Genomic DNA, 18,008 nt, shown 5'->3' on the forward strand with positions numbered 1-18,008 from the left:
TCAAAAACAATTTTTATAATTAGTAGTAAATCTAACTATCGCTGCGATCGCTGTTTAGAGTTGCAATTAAAGCTAAATGTGAATATTTAGTTCTAGCAACGGCATAAAAACACGGAAATAATTTCTACTATCAAGAACTATTTCACACCAGAGTAATATCCGTGCAACAAAAGCGTCAAAAACGATATCTATAATTAGTAGTACATCTAAATATCCTTCCAGACGGCAATGCAAAACCAACCACGCGACGGAGACAATTTCTCAAATAGTAATTCATCGAATACATCTGGTACTAAACACCGTAATCATGCACCCTGGACTAAGGCAGCTGCCTCTCTTTCGCTGGTGCTGCTGGGATCTGGGATGACATTGGCAGGTGGCTATTTAGCTGGACACCCTCAAAAGCTATCTCAGAGTGCATCGAATTTGGCAGTTAGTCCAGTAAATGCTGCACCTCCAATTACAGCAGGTACAGACCCCAACTTTGTCACAGAGGTAGTGCAAAGAGTAGGCCCGGCTGTGGTGCGAATTAACTCTTCACGCACAGTCAAAACTCAGTTACCAGAAGAATTTAACGATCCATTTTTCCGCCGTTTCTTTGGTTCTCAACTACCACAAGGAAACCAAGTACAAAGGGGTACTGGTTCTGGCTTTATCATTGGTAAAGATGGTCGAATTTTAACTAATGCCCACGTAGTAGACGGTGCTGATACTGTGACAGTCATCCTCAAAGATGGTCGCAGTTTTCAAGGTAAGGTATTAGGCAAAGACGAGTTAACAGATGTTGCTGTGGTGAAAATTCAAGCAGATAATTTACCAACAGTCAGCCTTGGTAACTCTGACCAATTGCAACCAGGACAATGGGCGATCGCGATCGGTAATCCTCTGGGGTTAGATAATACTGTCACAACCGGGATTATCAGCGCTACCGGACGGAGTGGCAATCAAATTGGTGCGTCTGATAAACGAGTTGAATTTATTCAAACCGACGCAGCAATTAACCCTGGTAACTCTGGCGGGCCTTTGCTGAATTCCCGTGGTGAAGTCATTGGTATGAATACCGCCATTATTCAAGGCGCGCAAGGCTTGGGCTTTTCTATCCCCATCAATACAGCACAACGTATTTCTAATCAACTGATAGCTACAGGTAAAGCACAACACCCATATTTGGGAATTCAAATGGTGGGTTTGACACCGGAATTAAAGCAAAACATCAACTCAGATCCTAATAGTGGTTTGAGTGTGGCAGAAGATAAAGGTGTTTTAGTTGTAAAAGTCGTGCCGAATTCACCAGCAGCTAAAGCCGGAATTCGTGCAGGTGACGTTATCCAAAAGCTTAATGGTCAAACAGTAACAGACGCTAGCAGTATCCAAAAAGCTGTAGATAATAGCGAAATTGGTGGCGATGTACGCTTAGAGTTGCGACGCAATGGGCAAAATGTCAGTGTTGCGGTGCGGCCTGGTGCTTTCCCAACTAATTTAGTGCAATAGTACTGAGTTGGCATGATCCGAGAATCAGATATTTAAGGGAAAGCGATCGCAAACGAGCGATCGCTTTTTTTATATGATCGGTGTCTATGCAATAACTTTTACTTAGTCAAGAGTCAAAAGTCTATGCAAACAACTGTTGACCCTTGACCCTTGACTCTTGACAACACCTTAAGACCCCAAAGCGGCTGCTGTCTTCTCCTTATCCAACTTGAGAATTAATATTCCCAAAGGTGGTAAACACAAGTCTAAGGAATAAGGACGATTGTGCAATGACCAATCATCTGTCCATTTACCGCCTAAGTTACCCATGTTACTACCGCCATATTGACGGGAATCACTATTAAATAACTCGGTATAAAAACCCTTTTCTGGTACACCTATACGGTAATGAGAATGGGGTTGAGGTGTGAAATTACAAACCACAACCACAAAATTTTCTGAATCTTTGTCACGACGGATAAAGGAAACCACGCTATGACGGTTATCGCTACAGTCAATCCACTCAAAACCTGGTTCGGCAAAATCTTGGGTGTATAAGGTTGGTTCGCTGCGGTAGAGGTGGTTCAACTCTTGGAAAAATTGTTTTAACTGTTGGTGTGGCTCATATTGCAGCAAGTGCCATTCTAAATCACCCCACACATTCCACTCGCTCCATTGCCCAAATTCCATGCTCATAAACATGGTTTTCTTACCTGGGTGAGCGAACATATAACTAAATAAACAACGTATATTAGCTAACTTCTGCCATGTATCCCCTGGCATTTTGCCAATCATATTGCTCTTACCATGCACGATTTCATCGTGGGACAGAGCCAGCATGAAGTTTTCGCTGTGGTTGTACCACATACTAAAAGTGATGTTGTTTTGGTGGAACTGGCGGAACCAAGGATCCATGCTGAAGTAGTCCAGCATATCATGCATCCAACCCATGTTCCACTTTAAGTTAAAGCCCAGACCACCTGTGTAGGTAGGCCAAGATACCATCGGCCAAGAAGTGGATTCCTCAGCAATGGACAGTGCACCAGGAAAATAGCTGAAAATTAGATAATTTACCTGACGCAGAAAATCGGCTGCTTCCAGATTTTCCCTACCACCGTACTGATTAGGTAGCCATTCTCCTGGTTTACGGCAATAGTCGAGGTAAAGCATCGAAGCTACAGCATCGACGCGGATACCATCAATGTGATATTTGTCAAACCAGAAGAGGGCATTTGCAACTAGGAAATTACGCACTTCATGGCGCGCATAATTAAATACCAGCGTTCCCCATTCTTTATGTTCGCCTTTACGGGGGTCAGCGTGTTCGTAAAGGTGGCTACCATCGAAGAAAGCTAAACCATGTCCATCTTTAGGGAAGTGGCCGGGAACCCAATCTACAATCACACCAATGCCATTTTGATGACATTGGTCAACAAAATACATGAAATCTTCAGGAGTACCAAACCGAGAGGTGGGGGCAAAGTAGCCAGTCACCTGATAACCCCAAGAGCCATCAAAGGGATGTTCTGCAATTGGTAAAAGCTCTACATGGGTATAACCGAGTTCTTTAACGTAGGGAATAAGTCTCTCGGCTAGTTCGCGATAGGTGAGGAAACGTGCGCCGGGTTTAAGTTCGGAAACTATAACTACAGGTTCGGTTTCACCATTGGGTAATTTCGCAGGTTCCGCACTAGAAGCATGTAACCAAGAACCTATATGAACTTCATAAACTGACACAGGCTGAGTTAGAGGATCGGTATGTCGGCGTTTTTCTAACCAGTCGCGATCGCTCCAATTGTAACTATCTAAGTTAGTAACAATTGATGCAGTTTTTGGTCGAGGTTCCTGTTGGAAACCGTATGGATCGGATTTTTCGTAAATGTGACCTTCAAAATTTTTGATTTCATATTTATAATGTTCTCCCACTCCTAATTCAGGAATAAACAATTCCCAAACGCCAGTGGGGCCTTTTCGCATTTGGTGTTTGCGTCCATCCCAGTTATTAAAATCCCCCAACAAAGAAACGTTACGAGCATTGGGTGCCCAAACTGCAAAATAAACACCCTTTACGCCATCTACTTCTGTGACATGCGCTCCCAACTTTTCATAAATTCGGTGGTGATTACCTTCACCAAACAAATGTAAATCAAAGTCTGTTAAGCGCGGAGATTTAAAAGCATAAGGATCGTAGGTGACACGCTCATGTTCCCCTTCTTTTATCCGTAACTGGTAATTTGCTAGTTCTCCTGTCTCAATAATGCATTCAAAAAAATTGGGATGGTGGGCTGTTTGCATTGGGTACTCTTTGCGTTCCTGTGGAATCACAACCCAAGCTGCACTTGCATTTGGTAAGTAGGCTCGCACCGCCCAGACATTTTTTCCATTCTGCTCTATGAGATGAGAACCCAGCACTTCAAAGGGGTCTTGATGTTGATTCCAAACGATGCGGTTAACCTGTTCAGGAGCGATCGTGGTCATGGACATTAAAGCTACCTACTTGAAATAAAGTGATTGACTAAAAAGGCTTTTGTAAAATATATATATATTCTTTACATTTATTTGCAATTTTGTCGCCACCGTTATCGTACATCAGAAATGGGTAATGGGTAATGGGAGATTGGGGACTGGAGATTGGGGACTGGGGATTGGGGACTAGGGAAAATAATTGAATAACTTTTGACTTTTGGCAAACCCCAAACACCAAACACCGAAAACCAAACCTATTAAATCCCTAAAAAGGGGAAAAGTTGGAGCAAGCCTTTACGTATTCTGAGTAAGAAGATTTGATCCCGAATTTTGGGATCTAGCTGTCGGGGTGGGATGACTTGTAGTTGCTCTTGCAATTGAGCGTATTCGGCGGCAGTTAGAGGTTTACCATCAACAGGCGATCGCGCTTCTACAATTATCTGTGTGCGTAATATCTCTTCTGGTATGTCTTCTGCTGGTGGTAATGCCATTGCTTTTATCCCCCAATGACTACCAAAACCCACCAGAATGGTGATGCTAATGCTCAAAAGGAAAAATTTGATCCGCTTCATAAAACCTCGCAGCGGGACTAGAGGAAAAACAATAGAGACGAAATTAATTCCATCCCCATTAGGTTTGGCAATCAAATCCTGTAACTGAGATTAGGGTTGCTTGATTCTATCTACTTTGATATTTTCAAACCCTATCGAGCGCGATATCTAGTAGTCTGCCAACCCAAAAATATTAGGTGGAGGTTGGGTAAAGGTTAAAGGGGAAAGGGTAAGGGACAAAAACCTTTCCCCTTTTCCCCTCCAAGTGGCCTTGGCGTACTACTAGCAATTTATATATTTTTGACAAATTTTGAATGCAATTTGAATATTTAATTTACTTATAGTTGAGAGGAAGTTGGACTGGAAAATAATGCTCAACGATTGACAATACCGTTGCCAAAATAAGAGGGTAAAAAAATTTTGGCAAAAATGACAAAATGACCTGTACATAAGCGTTCAGCTTACAAGGGAGGTTGTCAGCCCAAACCCTTTATACTGGGACAATACGCCAAAAAAATCCTTGTGGGAAACCTGGAAGGAATTTTTAGGACTTATTGTTTTTGCCAAACATTAGAGAACAGCGAGTTAATAGTGAAAGCATCATCAACCCACCCTCGTAAATTGGCAACGGTATTGGATTGAATGATATATTTTCTTCTATCTTGCAGGATTCAGAATAAATATAGGGGAGCTAGCTGCTAGCTTATTGAGAATTTCCAATTTCGTGCAAGGTAAACGCTATCCAGGCTAGAGAAATTGCGCCCACTCTAATAATCAAAGCTCTGAATTACCTAAATAATAGAATAGAAGGGCATTGGCTCAAAGTAATACACCTCTTCACCAATGCCCTCTATGTTGGTAATTTAGTTAACAAATACTTGAGCTAACTCAAGTTTTCATTGAGCAACACGAGATTACTTAGTTATTAATCTCCACTACATAGCGCAAGCGATGCAGTGAACATCGTAGTTACTAACTTGCTTTGAGCTTGAGTAAGACCGAGCTACTAGGGGGTCTTAGTTGGAGTAGCTGCAGGAGTAGTTGCAGTAGTTGGGGCCTTGGTTGCAGTTCCAGAATCAGTGGGTTCGCCTGTAGCTGCTGGACTAGTTGTGGCAGTACCACCGGTACCACCTTCGCCACCACCGCCACCACCTTCACAAGCACCAAGAAATGCCGCCAGACTTAACATTAGAGCCAAACCAAAGATTTTTGTTTTCATAACTCCTCGTTCACCATTTATGGCAAGATAAAATTTTCGCCTGATGAATACGATACCCTATTTGTTGCTTTTTTTTAAAATCCTTTGAGGTACATATTTTGCAGGCAATACAATCAAAGATTTTTTCTTGAGGGTAACATTATCAGCAGGCTTGGGTAATTAGTTTCTCTTAACTAAGCAAGAACATAACTTCATCACTCCAGCTCAGATTTGGATAATTATGTAGCAATTCGAGATATCATACCAAAAATTGTGATGTTGTCGCAGACACTTGCCGCTTGCTGCCCAGCATTGCCATACTTTAGAGGCGATGCCCAAAGGTTTCAGTTGTCCTGGTGCAGTTCGCTGATTGCTAGTATTGCAATACTCAAGTGATGCAAACCTTGGTGCAGCTACCTGTCAAAACACTGAAAAGGGTTTAGGGTGTTATTTGTGCTGATTGCATAAGGGAGATTGGAACCTTAGCAAAAACAGACAACCAAATCTAAAATACAGTTTTTTCACCTCTAGAAAAAGTTATGGCTGCTGTTCGCAAATCAGCTGTTTCTGCAACGGGTAATTGGTTTCGACGAAATTCTACTCCTTCTGGAGTGAAGAGGCGTTCAGCATATCGAACCTCAGCTGCGCCTAGAATGTCTCAACCTGCTGTTGAACCTTCACCAGTACCCTCGACAAGACAACGGCATTCCTCAAAAAATGTATCTGTTGCTTCCACAAATGGCTTAGTTATGCCAACTACCATGCCGTCTGGGAAACAACAAACTGCTAATCTCAAAGGGCAATTAAGTACTGCGAGTACTGTAAATAAAAATTCCCGGTTGGGTTTCCTGAAGCTGCCGGGAATGAACAACTCTAGCAATTTACCTGTGTGGTTGTTGCGCTTTTATACATTACATCGCTATTCCTCTGTGCTGACATTTTTGTTAGTAGCAACAACACTAATGGTTTATGGTTGGACAGTTTATTCACAAGAGCTTTGGAGTCAGGGATACCGGAGATTGCAAAGCCTACAACGCCATGAACGGCAGTTGACGACAACTAACGCCACCTTAACTAATAAAATGGCGCAAGAAGCAGAACAACCCACAGCAGGATTTGTCTCCCCAACTCCAGCACGTACAATTTTCTTGCCGCCTGCCAATAATAATCCTAATTCCACACCTACTGAGACCACACCTAATTTGCCAACGCAGCCGCAAACTTCCTCGCAGCTGGGATATTAAATTTAAAAGTCATGGTCATTAGTCGTTGGTCATTAGGATTAATATCAATTCGTAATTTGTAATTTGTAGCTCGTAGTTTGTAATTCGTAGTTTGTAATTATGAAAGTCAGATTTAATCTAGTAGTCTGCCAACCCAAAAATGTTAGGTGGAGGTTGGGGAAAGGTTAAAGGGAAAAGGGTAAGGGACAAAAACCTTTCCCCTTTACCCCGCTTGCGTTGCCTTGGCGTACTACTAGGTTTGGGGGGTTTAATCTGTTGCTCTATTAGAGAGAATTGGTGTAAAACTTGTGGCTCATGACTAATGGCAAAGGACATGGATAAATCTAAATGCGTAAGTCACCAAGTAGAAGTAAATTCCAAAATTTTCGGACTGCCAATTTTACCCGGCAGAGGAAGGGTACTCAACGAGGGTTACTAGAAAAGCCTTCTCCTATCAGCCAAGAACCAATACCCAATACGAGAACGCGACTCTTGATCGCATGGGGTGTACTTATAGCTGCAGGGTTAGGTTTAGCAATTAATTTGTATCAACTACAAATAGTTAACGGAGCAAAACTCACAGAAAAGGCGCGCAAGCAACAAATGGTGAATTTGCGACCTTTTATGCCCCGTCGTCCAGTTATAGATCGTGATAATAATTTGTTAGCAATTGACCGTCCTGTATATACTGTCTTTGCTCATCCCAAGTTATTTGATAAACCTAATCAAGAAATAGCACAGCTTCTGGCACCGATCTTAAATAAAGATGCTGCTGAGTTGGTGAAAATATTTGAAAGTAAAAAAAGTGGTATTACACTAGTTCCGGCATTACCCGAAGAACTTGCCGATCGCTTTATGCGGTTAAATTTAAATGGGTTTGAATTTGTGCAAAAATACGCCAGATTTTACCCGCAAGAAGATTTAGCTGCTGATATCGTAGGCTATGTTAATCTTGACCGTCGTGGTCAAGCAGGGGTGGAATATAGTCAGGAGAAGTTACTCGAACGTTCTGTGCAAACGGTGCGCTTAAGTCGCGCTGGAAATGGTGCATTAATGCCAGATCATGCACCAGAAGGATTTTTGCATTTTGATGACTTGCAATTACAACTAACTATAGATAGTAGGCTGCAAAGGGCAGCTCGTTCTGCACTCAAACAACAGATGGAAAAGTTTGGTGCAAAACGAGGTGGGGTAATTGTCATGGATGCAGCCGATGGTTCCCTATTAGCTTTGGTTTCCCAACCTAGCTATAATCCCAATCAATATTCTAAAGCCGATATTTCACTGTTTAAAAACTGGACAGTAGCAGATCTATACGAACCAGGCTCAACTTTTAAACCCTTAAATGTCGCGATCGCTCTCGAAAATGGTGTAATTAGACCAGACGATACATTTAACGATCCTGGATCGATTCAAGTAGCTGACCGCATTATTAAAAATGCTCAAAATAAAAGCTACGGAAGGATTAATATTGCTCAAATTCTGCAACATTCCAGCAATATTGGCATGGTGCAAATTATCCAAAGATTACAGCCCAATATTTACTACAACTGGCTAGAACGCTTGGGTTTAGGTCAAAGCGTCGATACAGATTTGCCTTTTGAAGTTGGTAGTCGCCTGAAAAGCCAAGAAGAATTTATTTCTTCACCCATTGAACCTGCAACCACTTCCTTTGGTCAAGGCTTTTCCTTAACACCATTACAGTTAGTACAAATGCATGGTGCTTTAGCTAATGGCGGTAAATTAGTCACGCCTCATGTCGTCAAAGGACTAGTTGATAGCAAAGGGCAGATGCATTATTTACCAAATCGTCCCATGCCAAGGCAAATTTTCTCACCTGCAACCACCCAACGGGTAGTAGAAATGATGGAAACTGTGGTTTCGGAAGGGACTGGTAAAGTAGCACAAATTCCTGGCTATCGCATCGCAGGTAAAACAGGTACAGCCCAAAAAGCAAGTGCTTCTGGTGGTTACCAAGTAGGTGCAAGAATCACGAGTTTTGTGGGAATTTTACCTGTAGAAGCTCCCCGTTATGTGGTTTTAGCCTTGGTAGACGAACCGAAAGGAGAAAATGCCTATGGTTCCACCGTTGCAGCACCAATTGTCAAAGCTGTCATGGAAGCCTTGATTCCCATTGAACAAATTCCCCCAAGTTCACCAGTGAATCCAGTACCAGCTGATACGGGGAATTGATTGGGGGGTAATGGGTAATGGGTAATGGGTAATGGAAATTTCTGCTCTGCTTCCTCTACTTCCTCTGCACCCCTGCTTCCTTATCCCCCTGCTTCCCCAGTCCCTAATCCCCAGTCCCCGATCCCCACATTATATGGAGTAATTTCGGCAAGGCGATCGCCTTCATTGCCATAAGTTAAATAAATGCTCAAATAACTATCTGGTTGGTAAGGCATTCTTTCTGACCACTCAATGGCGACAATTCCCGGTGTCACCTCCAAGCCTTCCCAGTATGTTTCTAAGTTTAAGGCGGCAACTTCTTGTGGTTCTAAACGATAGAGATCCAAGTGATAAAGGGGTAGCCGTCCTTCTATATATTCATTAATAATTGTAAAAGTAGGACTGACAATAGACTCAGTAATTCCCAAACCCTGGCCTATTCCTTGCACTAAGGTAGTTTTGCCAGCGCCTAAATCACCTTCTAGTAAAATTACACTGCCAGCATGAAGAGATTGTCCTAAAGCAATACCCAAATTTCGGGTTGCTTCTGCATTGGCCAGGATAATTTTGATTTTATCTGCCATGATGCGCTCCACTGTACCACCGCAATAAAACTCGTGCTAGTTTCTGGGGATTGTGTCGCACACAACCTGTTTCATCTTCAAATAAAATGTTAGCTGGGACAATTCTACGTCCTAGTTCGGTAACAGCTTCGCGATCAAGGAAGACAGGATGGGAATTTTGTTGAGCGTAGCGAATGAGTGACTTAGCTGAGGGGGATTTTTTATGTACCAGCACAGCATCGAAGAGCCGTCTTCCTCCTGTAGATGCATCAATAGCTCTGATATGGTCAGAAACAGTATAGCCTTCAGTTTCTCCAGGTTGAGTCATAATATTGCAGACATAGATGCGGAGGGCATTTGTTTGTGCGATCGCATCTGCAATTTCTGGTACTAATAAATTCGGAATCAAGCTTGTATAAAGGCTACCCGGGCCAATAATAATATAGTCGGCTTCTTTAATTGCTCGGATTGCGGCAGGTAAGGCTGGCGGGTTAGCTGGAATACAGCCAAGTTTCACAATGCGTCCCCCAGCCTTGGGAATGCTAGATTCCCCTTCAATACGGCGACCATCGGCTAATTCTGCCCACAAACGCACATCACTGAGAGTAGCTGGTAAAACTTGTCCTCTGACTGCCAGGACTTTAGAACTAGCTGCCACAGCCCGTTCTAAATCCCCAGTAATATCACTCATTGCGGTTAAAAATAAGTTACCAAAACTATGGCCATTTAAACCATCTCCAGCCCGAAAGCGATATTGAAATAATTCTGTGAGTAATTTTTCTTCATCTGCTAACGCTGCTAAACAGTTGCGAATATCCCCTGGTGGTAGAACGCCAAATTCTTGGCGCAAGCGTCCAGAAGATCCACCATCATCAGCAACAGTTACAATGGCCGTAATATTAGCGCTGTAAGTTTTTAAGCCCCGTAGCAAAGTAGAAAGACCTGTACCACCACCAATTACCACCATTTTTGGCCCCCGGTATAAGCGGTGATGTGCCAACAGCACATCAATTAATTCTTCTTCACCTTCTGGTCTTAATACCTTAGTAATTGAGCCGACAGTGCGGGTTTGTCCCCAAAGCAGCAATAGCAAGCCACACAGTAGTACCAAAGGGCCACTAATATAGTTGGGTAAGAGGTCAGAAAGAAAGCTCAGAAACCCCTTAAGTAACTCTATAGTCCAAAAAATTGGGGTCAGCTTAATCCAAATAGCTAACCCCAAACTCGCCAGCAATACCCCTCCAACACTGATAAGTAACCAACGTTTAACCGATAAACCTGGGGATAACCACTTAAACCATTGGTTGACGCGATGGGAAGTGCGGCCGCGTGACTGCTGTTGCAGAGAATTAATTGCTTGTCTAAAAAAACCGATTGACATAGCTAGTTGGGAGCAGTGGGACAAATAATAATTAACAGAAAATGTAACTAAGTGGTTTAAATACCAAGTATAGACTTATGAAAAATTTTCATCTCTATAGACTTTGAGTAAATCATCAAAGTTGCCAGCATTTACCCTCAGATCACAGTTTATTGAGTAAAAGCGAATTTAATGGAAAAACGGATTTTAGGATTAGATCCCGGATTAGCGATTTTAGGATTTGGGGTAATTAACTGCAAAAAAAATGAAGCCAAGATTCAAGACACAACCGTCCAGATGGTTGATTTTGGCGTAATCAGTACACCCGCAAATGCGGAGATGGGACAACGGCTGTGTACCTTATTTGACGATTTGCACACCCTGATGGAAGAGTTGCAACCTGACTTAGTTGCGATCGAGAAGTTATTCTTCTATCGTATGTCAAGTACTATTCTGGTTGCACAAGCACGGGGTGTAATCATGTTAGCTTTGGCACAGCGTCGTCTCCCGTATGTAGAGTTTACCCCGGCCCAAATTAAACTAGCGTTAACGGGATATGGTAATGCTGAAAAGTATGAAGTGCAAGAGGCAGTGGCAAGAGAGTTAAATTTGGAGGATATACCTAAGCCAGACGATGCCTCAGATGCCCTAGCTGTAGCCTTAACCGCGTGGTTTCAAGTTTAACTTTGTATAAAAATAATATAGTTGGAAACTAATTCGTATATTGTAAACTAACACAATATTTACGTAAAAATCTTATACTTAAAATTTTAAATTTTCAGTAGGAATTTAACAAATAAATTTTAGTTTCCAACTTTATTATTGTTTACAACTGAATAAGTTCAGAGTTAAGGCTTTAATCCTCAATTGTGAACCACTGTAAATGCAAAATTGTTTCAAAAAAAATTACTCAAGATTGAGAATAATTAGAGATTGAGTTACTTTTCAGATAACCCAATCTCCGTTTAGAGCGCGAAACTAAGCCCTCAAGACTAAATTTCTAAGCGCTAAAGTACTTCGCTACTGGATGGTAAGTAATAATCGCCGTTGTAGACTGCTCGGGATAAAGCTGCTCACTTTCATCCATATACAATTTAATCCTGTTAGTCTCCAACAATGATAGTTGCTTGTACTGATCCTGAATATTCGGACAAGCAGGGTAGCCGAAACTATACCGGGAACCACGATAACGCTGTGCAAGGATATCTCGAATATTATCCGGTTCCTCAGCCGCAAAACCCAATTCCCTACGAATGCGGGCGTGTGTCCATTCTGCCAAGGCTTCTGCTACTTGCACCGCTAAACCATGAAAATACAAATAATCAGTATATTGATTATCTGCAAATAACTTTTGGGCGTATTCTGTTGCAATTTCACCTACAGTTACAGCCTGCATGGGGAAGACATCAATAATTCCCGAATCTTTTGGTGCAAAGAAATCTGCAATACACAGCCGCTTCAAAGATTTCTGCCGAGGAAATTCAAAACTTGCTTTTACCTCTGCATTCTCTGCGCCTCTAGAATTCGGATTGTAAACATACAAAGTATTACCCTCAGATTGACAAGGAAAATACCCATAAATTATTTGAGGATGCAGCAGATTTTCATTAATAATTAGCTGTTTCCAATGTTCTAAAATGGGGTAAACTTTCTCAGCTAAGAAAGCTTGATATTCTTCCTTAGTTTGCTCTTTTGGTTTACGGAATTGCCATTGTCCCGCAATTAATGCTTGCAAATCCATATACCAGAATATTTCCTCTAAAGAAATATCTTCAGACTGTAACAACTTGGTTCCCCAAAAAGGTGGAGTCGGACGTTCAATATCCACTGCCACAGCTTCAGAACGTCTAGTATCAATTTCAGTGCTGAGTGTTGAATGCTGAGTTTTGAGTTTTGAGGTTTGAGTTTTGGCAGAGGATTCTTGAACAACAGATTCATTAGTGACGACTTCATCTAAAAATCCTTGCAAATCATCCCAATTAGCAGCAGCTTTGGCTGGCATTAGTTTATCCATGAAATGCAAATCAGAGAATGCATCTTTGCCATAAACTACTTTACCTTTGTAAGTATTTTGGCAATCTTCATGCACAAATTTTGGAGTCAGCGCTGCACCACCTAAAATTACGGGGACTGTAATTCCTTTTTCGTTGAAAACCTCTAAGTTTTCTTTCATGAAGGCGGTAGATTTTACTAGCAAACCACTCATGGCAATACAATCAGGTTTGTGCTGTTCGTAGGCTTGAATGATGCTTTCTACTGCTTGTTTAATACCTAAGTTAATGACTTTGTAACCGTTATTAGAAAGAATGATATCCACTAAGTTCTTACCAATGTCGTGAACATCACCTTTAACTGTGGCAATAATGACGGTTCCTTTGGCATTATTTCCAGCTTCCGATTTTTCCATGAAAGGTTCGAGGTAAGCTACTGCGGATTTCATGGTTTCGGCTGACTGCAAGACAAAGGGTAGCTGCATTTGTCCGGAACCGAACAACTCACCTACCACTTTCATCCCATCCAAGAGAAAGGTGTTGATAATTTCTAAAGGCGGATAGCTTTCTAAGGCTTTTTTCAGTTGTGTTTCTAAACCAATGCGTTCGCCGTCAATAATATGACGCTTCAAGCGTTCTTCAATGGGGAGATTTTGATCAACGCCTTTATCGCGTTTTGTCGTCACTCCCGCAAACACGGTGGTAAGTTCTCCCAAAGGATCGTAAACGCAGACATCACCCTCAAACCGCCGTTCATCATAAATTAACTGCTGACAAATTTCTTGATGGCGTGGTTCAATCTTGGCGAGTGGTAAAATCTTGCTAGCACTGACAATGGCTGCATCCATACCCACGCTCATCGCTTCGTGTAAAAACATCGAATTGAGCACAATCCGGGCGGCAGGGCTAAGACCAAAGGAGATATTAGAAACACCTAAAATTACATGACATCCTGGCAATTCTTGGCGAATGCGGCGAATTGCTTCAATTGTAGCTTTACCATTGGCTCTATCTTCCTCAATCCCTGTAGAGATAGGTAAAGCTAAGGTATCAAAGAAAATTTCCTCGGGAGCAATACCATATTCTACAGCTTGACGATAGGCACGTTGAGCGATCGCAAATTTTTTCTCGGCGGTGCGTGCCATGCCTTCTTCGTCAATTGTGCCAATTACTACCCCAGCACCATATTTCTTCGCTAATTCCAACACCTTAAAGAAACGCGGTTCGCCATCTTCGTAGTTGGTGGAGTTAAGTAAACATTTACCACCAGCGACTTTTAACCCCGCTTCCATCTTTTCCCATTCGGTGGAATCAAGCATTAAAGGTAATGTCACATTATTGACAATGCGCGAAACTAGTTCGTGCATATCTCGGACACCATCACGTCCGACATAATCGACGTTCACATCAAGGACATGAGCGCCTTCTTTAACCTGCGCCCTCGCCATTGAAACGAGTCCATCCCAATCTTCAGCGTTCAACAACTCGCGGCATTTTTTGGAACCACTGGCGTTGAGGCGTTCGCCCACAATTAAGAAAGAGTTATCTTGCTCGTAGGGCTGAGTGGTGTAAATTGATGCTGCTGCTGGTTCTAAGCTAGGCTGTCTAACTTTCGGCTTTAGTTCTTTGGCAATTTCTGCTAATTGTTGAATGTGTTCTGGACGTGTCCCACAGCAACCCCCAATCACTTGGACACCCAAATCTTCAACAAAATGCATCAAAGACATCCGTAATTCCATCGGTGTCAAACGGTAGTGTGCTTTACCACCAACGTTTTCAGGTAACCCCGCATTAGGAATACAAGAAACGGTAAAAGGTGAATGTTCTGCCAGATATTTAATATGTGGCTTCATCAAATCTGGGCCAGTAGCACAGTTGAGACCAAGAACATCAATGGCGTAAGGTGCCAAAATTGTCAGGACAGCACTGATTTCAGTTCCTACCAGCATCGTCCCCATACTTTCCATTGTCACCGATACCATCAACGGACGGCGATCGCCTTTTTTGGCAAATACTTCTTCAATCCCGTTGAGTGCGGCTTTAATTTGCAGCACATCTTGGCAAGTCTCGACAAGAAATAAATCAACTCCGCCATCCCACAGCGCTTCTGCTTGTTCTGCAAAGGCTGTTTTTAAGGTGTCAAAGTCGATATGTCCCAAAGTGGGGAGTTTAGTTGTGGGGCCAATAGAACCAGCCACGAACCGGGGTTTTTCTGGCGTAGAAAATTCGGCTGCTACACTCTTGGCTAATTCTGCGGCTTTCTTGTTCAGGTAATATGTCTGATCCGCCAAGTCATATTCTGCCAAAACAATCGAAGTCGCACCAAAGGTATCCGTTTCAATGACATCTGCACCCGCAGCCAGAAAATCACGGTGAACTTTAGCGACAGCTTCGGGTTTAGTATGAATGAGGTATTCGTTACAACCTTCATACTGCGGCCCACCGAAATCTTCAGCCGTCAGGTTTTGGGTTTGCAGATTAGTACCCATTGCACCATCAAAGACAATCACCGGCGCATCTGGACTATGCAAGCGTTCAAGAAAAGACTGAGTAATATTTGCCATGCGGAAATTAATTAGTCCTGTATTATTTAGACCTAACTTAATTATTTTCTAAAATTTACAAATTTTCGGCAGGCTGGAATAAAATCAGACTTTGTTGGGCATGGGGCATGGCGCATGGGGCATTGGGCATGATAATAGGTAATAGGTAATGGGTAATAGGTAATTGGATTTGTCATCTCCCCAGTCCCCAGTCCCCAGTCCCCAGTCCCTAATCCCCAGTCCCCAATCCCCAGTCCCCAATCCCCAGTCCCCAGTCCCTAATTCTCCTCATACTGCGATCGCTCCCGTATCCAATCTAATAAAATCGGATTGACTAATTCTGGTGCTTCGTCTTGGGGACAATGTCCTACGCCTTCGAGGGGAATGAACTTTTGAACTTGGGGGTAGTTGGCTAATTCTCTACCTAAAGCTATTGGTTCCCAAGGGTCGGCTGTTCCCCAAATCATAATTGCTGGACAGGGTAGTACAGGTAAAAGGTCTTCTGGTAAGGGGCCTGTAGAATAACTGGTAAAAGCTAAAAATACTGCTACTGCACCCGGATCTCTGGCGGGTGCGGTTAAAATATCTACTAACTCGTCTGTTACCGCCTCAGAGTTAGCGTAGGCTTGTAAGAGAATTTTCCTGACGGTTTTTGGTTGAGCAACTTGATTAAAAAAGAATTCGCCAATTGGTTTGATAGATAATAAGCGCTGAAGCAAGGGTGCGCCAACACGACGCGACCAAGGTAAAGTTGCCCGTTTGCGATCGTGTAATAATCTCAATGAGCAGTTGAGCAATGCTACCCCTAGGGCTATTTCTGGGTTGCTAACTGCTGCTTGCATAGCCACAATACAGCCAATAGAATTTCCTACCAAAAACGCGGGCCCACCTACCACCTCGCGACAAAAATCTGCTACTTGCTGTCCCCAATTTTCCAGAGTATAAGCAATTTTTTCACCTGGTTTGGGTTTAGCGGAACCACCAAAGCCAATTAAATCAATGGCATAAACACGGCAATTTGCAGCTAATACGGGAATATTGTGCCGCCAGTGCCACCAAGAGGCTCCAAAGCCATGTATCATCACAACTGCTGGCCCAGCACTTCCTTGAGTTTGATAGGAAATGGAGAATTCTTGCCAAATCCAAGTTTTAGTTGCGGTAAATCCATTGATAGAAGTCTTCATGAGCAGTTTGTGAAATAGAACTTACTAAATGCTGGAACCAGACCTAGTAGTACGCCAAGTTGCCTTGCCGGGGGAAAGGAGAAAGGTTTTTGTCCCTTACCCTTTTCCCTTTAACCTTTACCCAACCTCCACCTAACATTTTTGGGTTAGCAGACTACTACATTGTTTTGCCATTGCCATCTTTGTTGAATTTTGATAAAAATCTTGAAGTTTTGAAAATAATTAGATTCTATATGCAGGAGCAGAGAAAACACTGTGAAACCTTTAACAGACAGCATATTTTGCTGGTGACGGTGTACTGTTGCTATTGATGATACTTTATATTTCTTCATACTATAGATTGTTTGCCAGATAAATATTTCCTCTTGTCTGGTCTATCAAAATTCTCCAGTTTGATATCGAAGGCGCTACTTTGAGTGTTAGAGCTAATTTTTATTTAATCTAGTATTTACACTTAAGTAACAAGTGCCTAGAAATACTGATTTTGATGTATATTCTGATTGAAGAGTATCAGTAGATTTTCATAATTCAAATCAGGTTATTTTCATTTCTTGATAAATAAAGATAATTATAGGCTTATACTTTCCTCAAAGCTTGGTTTAGTGAGGTCAGATAAATAATTGCTTTTATGGTTGTACGCAGTATAATGATCAGAAATTGCTATTTAAAGTCACTACAGCTATGAGTATTGACGCTAAATTTATATTCTTAGCAAGTTTAATTGAGAAAATAGCAGATAGAAGTTAATTGACCAGCAAGATGATTATTTAAGTGTTTTGTGAACTCAAAGCCAGCAATCAGTTATAGCAAATAACTAAAATAATTGAGTAAATTCTAAGAATATTGCTTTCACAACGAATTTTAGCAATAAGTAGTTACACAAAATTAATTACACAATGTCATTGCGAATGTAGCGTTCGCGTAGCGTCCCGTTCGCGTAGCGTCTCCGTCAGGAGAAGGGAAGCGAAATGAAGCAATCGCAAGGGCTGGGATTGCTTCTCTTCGAGACGCTACGCGAACGCTTCGCTCGCAATGACTGTAAATATTTTTGTTTAGGTACTTACCAATCAAAGCTTGAATTGCAGGTTATGCCTTGATTTTCAGCCTTTAGGGGTTTAAACCGATATCCAATGATTAGATTTATTGAGTAATTGCGTGAAAATTCTCATGCCATTAGCAAGAATTTATGGGAATTCTTACCCGTAGTAGATTCAGTAGTTTCCCAATTTACGATAACTAAATTCATTTATAAAATTATTGCATATTAAGCATCTGCCAAGGAGTCGT

General features: G+C 42.0%; 12 protein-coding genes. 4 read left to right on the plus strand and 8 right to left on the minus strand.

What is annotated here, in order from left to right:
- Nucleotides 1-228 precede the first annotated feature (228 nt).
- Nucleotides 229-1,491: an HhoA/HhoB/HtrA family serine endopeptidase gene (locus HGR01_RS36630; RefSeq protein WP_045867707.1), complete on the plus strand. Its 1,263-nt coding sequence runs from the start codon at nt 229-231 to the stop codon at nt 1,489-1,491.
- 168 nt (nt 1,492-1,659) lie between these two features.
- On the opposite strand, the gene glgB is transcribed toward HGR01_RS36630, so the two are convergent.
- From glgB to HGR01_RS36645, 3 genes are all read right to left on the minus strand, one after another.
- On the minus strand, nt 1,660-3,954 hold the full coding sequence (gene glgB / locus HGR01_RS36635) for a 1,4-alpha-glucan branching enzyme (protein WP_071989332.1): 2,295 nt from the start codon (nt 3,952-3,954) through the stop codon (nt 1,660-1,662).
- Nucleotides 3,955-4,193: 239 nt separating this feature from the next.
- Nucleotides 4,194-4,508 carry a hypothetical protein gene (locus HGR01_RS36640; RefSeq protein WP_045868804.1) on the minus strand — a complete coding sequence of 105 codons (315 nt, stop codon included), beginning with the start codon at nt 4,506-4,508 and terminating at the stop codon, nt 4,194-4,196.
- Nucleotides 4,509-5,493: 985 nt separating this feature from the next.
- The gene (locus HGR01_RS36645) at nt 5,494-5,706 is read right to left on the minus strand and encodes a hypothetical protein (protein WP_045867709.1); all 213 of its coding nucleotides are present in this window, start codon (nt 5,704-5,706) and stop codon (nt 5,494-5,496) included.
- 518 nt (nt 5,707-6,224) lie between these two features.
- On the opposite strand from HGR01_RS36645, the gene HGR01_RS36650 reads away from it, so the two are divergent.
- Both HGR01_RS36650 and HGR01_RS36655 read left to right on the plus strand, forming a co-directional pair.
- Complete coding sequence (locus tag HGR01_RS36650; RefSeq protein ID WP_045867710.1) at nt 6,225-6,929, plus strand: hypothetical protein; 705 nt, start codon at nt 6,225-6,227, stop codon at nt 6,927-6,929.
- A 327-nt stretch (nt 6,930-7,256) separates the two neighbouring features.
- Entirely contained in the window at nt 7,257-9,101 is a 1,845-nt protein-coding gene (locus HGR01_RS36655; RefSeq protein WP_045867711.1) for a peptidoglycan D,D-transpeptidase FtsI family protein, read from the plus strand.
- Nucleotides 9,102-9,181: 80 nt separating this feature from the next.
- Here the strand turns inward: HGR01_RS36655 and tsaE are convergent, their stop codons facing one another.
- Entirely contained in the window at nt 9,182-9,664 is a 483-nt protein-coding gene (tsaE, locus tag HGR01_RS36660) for a tRNA (adenosine(37)-N6)-threonylcarbamoyltransferase complex ATPase subunit type 1 TsaE (RefSeq protein ID WP_228045500.1), read from the minus strand.
- A complete protein-coding gene (locus HGR01_RS36665) occupies nt 9,654-11,024 on the minus strand; it encodes a gluconeogenesis factor YvcK family protein (protein ID WP_045867712.1) in 1,371 nt (456 codons plus the stop codon). Before HGR01_RS36665 ends, tsaE begins: the two co-directional genes overlap by 11 nt.
- 171 nt (nt 11,025-11,195) lie before the next feature.
- On the opposite strand from HGR01_RS36665, the gene ruvC reads away from it, so the two are divergent.
- Complete coding sequence (gene ruvC, locus HGR01_RS36670; RefSeq protein WP_045867713.1) at nt 11,196-11,687, plus strand: crossover junction endodeoxyribonuclease RuvC; 492 nt, start codon at nt 11,196-11,198, stop codon at nt 11,685-11,687.
- Between the two features lie 316 nt (nt 11,688-12,003).
- Here ruvC and metH read toward each other — a convergent pair whose 3' ends face one another.
- From metH to HGR01_RS36685, 3 genes are all read right to left on the minus strand, one after another.
- Complete coding sequence (gene metH / locus HGR01_RS36675) at nt 12,004-15,549, minus strand: methionine synthase (protein ID WP_045868806.1); 3,546 nt, start codon at nt 15,547-15,549, stop codon at nt 12,004-12,006.
- A 93-nt stretch (nt 15,550-15,642) separates the two neighbouring features.
- Nucleotides 15,643-15,798 carry a hypothetical protein gene (locus tag HGR01_RS36680; RefSeq protein WP_155538924.1) on the minus strand — a complete coding sequence of 52 codons (156 nt, stop codon included), beginning with the start codon at nt 15,796-15,798 and terminating at the stop codon, nt 15,643-15,645.
- A gap of 17 nt (nt 15,799-15,815) precedes the next feature.
- Nucleotides 15,816-16,721, minus strand: coding sequence for an alpha/beta fold hydrolase (locus HGR01_RS36685; RefSeq protein WP_045867714.1), 906 nt, complete (start codon nt 16,719-16,721; stop codon nt 15,816-15,818).
- Nucleotides 16,722-18,008 lie beyond the last annotated feature (1,287 nt).

The organism is Tolypothrix sp. PCC 7712, assembly GCF_025860405.1.
Lineage (GTDB): Bacteria > Cyanobacteriota > Cyanobacteriia > Cyanobacteriales > Nostocaceae > Aulosira > Aulosira diplosiphon.

Excerpts from the sequence above, each read along its gene's own strand:
- HGR01_RS36655 (WP_045867711.1), top strand. The coding sequence starts at position 7,257 with ATGCGTAAGTCACCAAGTAGAAGTAAATTCCAAAATTTTCGGACTGCC.
- HGR01_RS36630 (WP_045867707.1), top strand. The coding sequence starts at position 229 with ATGCAAAACCAACCACGCGACGGAGACAATTTCTCAAATAGTAATTCA.
- tsaE (WP_228045500.1), bottom strand. The coding sequence starts at position 9,664 with ATGGCAGATAAAATCAAAATTATCCTGGCCAATGCAGAAGCAACCCGA.
- HGR01_RS36665 (WP_045867712.1), bottom strand. The coding sequence starts at position 11,024 with ATGTCAATCGGTTTTTTTAGACAAGCAATTAATTCTCTGCAACAGCAG.
- glgB (WP_071989332.1), bottom strand. The coding sequence starts at position 3,954 with ATGTCCATGACCACGATCGCTCCTGAACAGGTTAACCGCATCGTTTGG.
- HGR01_RS36685 (WP_045867714.1), bottom strand. The coding sequence starts at position 16,721 with ATGAAGACTTCTATCAATGGATTTACCGCAACTAAAACTTGGATTTGG.
- ruvC (WP_045867713.1), top strand. The coding sequence starts at position 11,196 with ATGGAAAAACGGATTTTAGGATTAGATCCCGGATTAGCGATTTTAGGA.
- HGR01_RS36640 (WP_045868804.1), bottom strand. The coding sequence starts at position 4,508 with ATGAAGCGGATCAAATTTTTCCTTTTGAGCATTAGCATCACCATTCTG.
- HGR01_RS36650 (WP_045867710.1), top strand. The coding sequence starts at position 6,225 with ATGGCTGCTGTTCGCAAATCAGCTGTTTCTGCAACGGGTAATTGGTTT.
- HGR01_RS36645 (WP_045867709.1), bottom strand. The coding sequence starts at position 5,706 with ATGAAAACAAAAATCTTTGGTTTGGCTCTAATGTTAAGTCTGGCGGCA.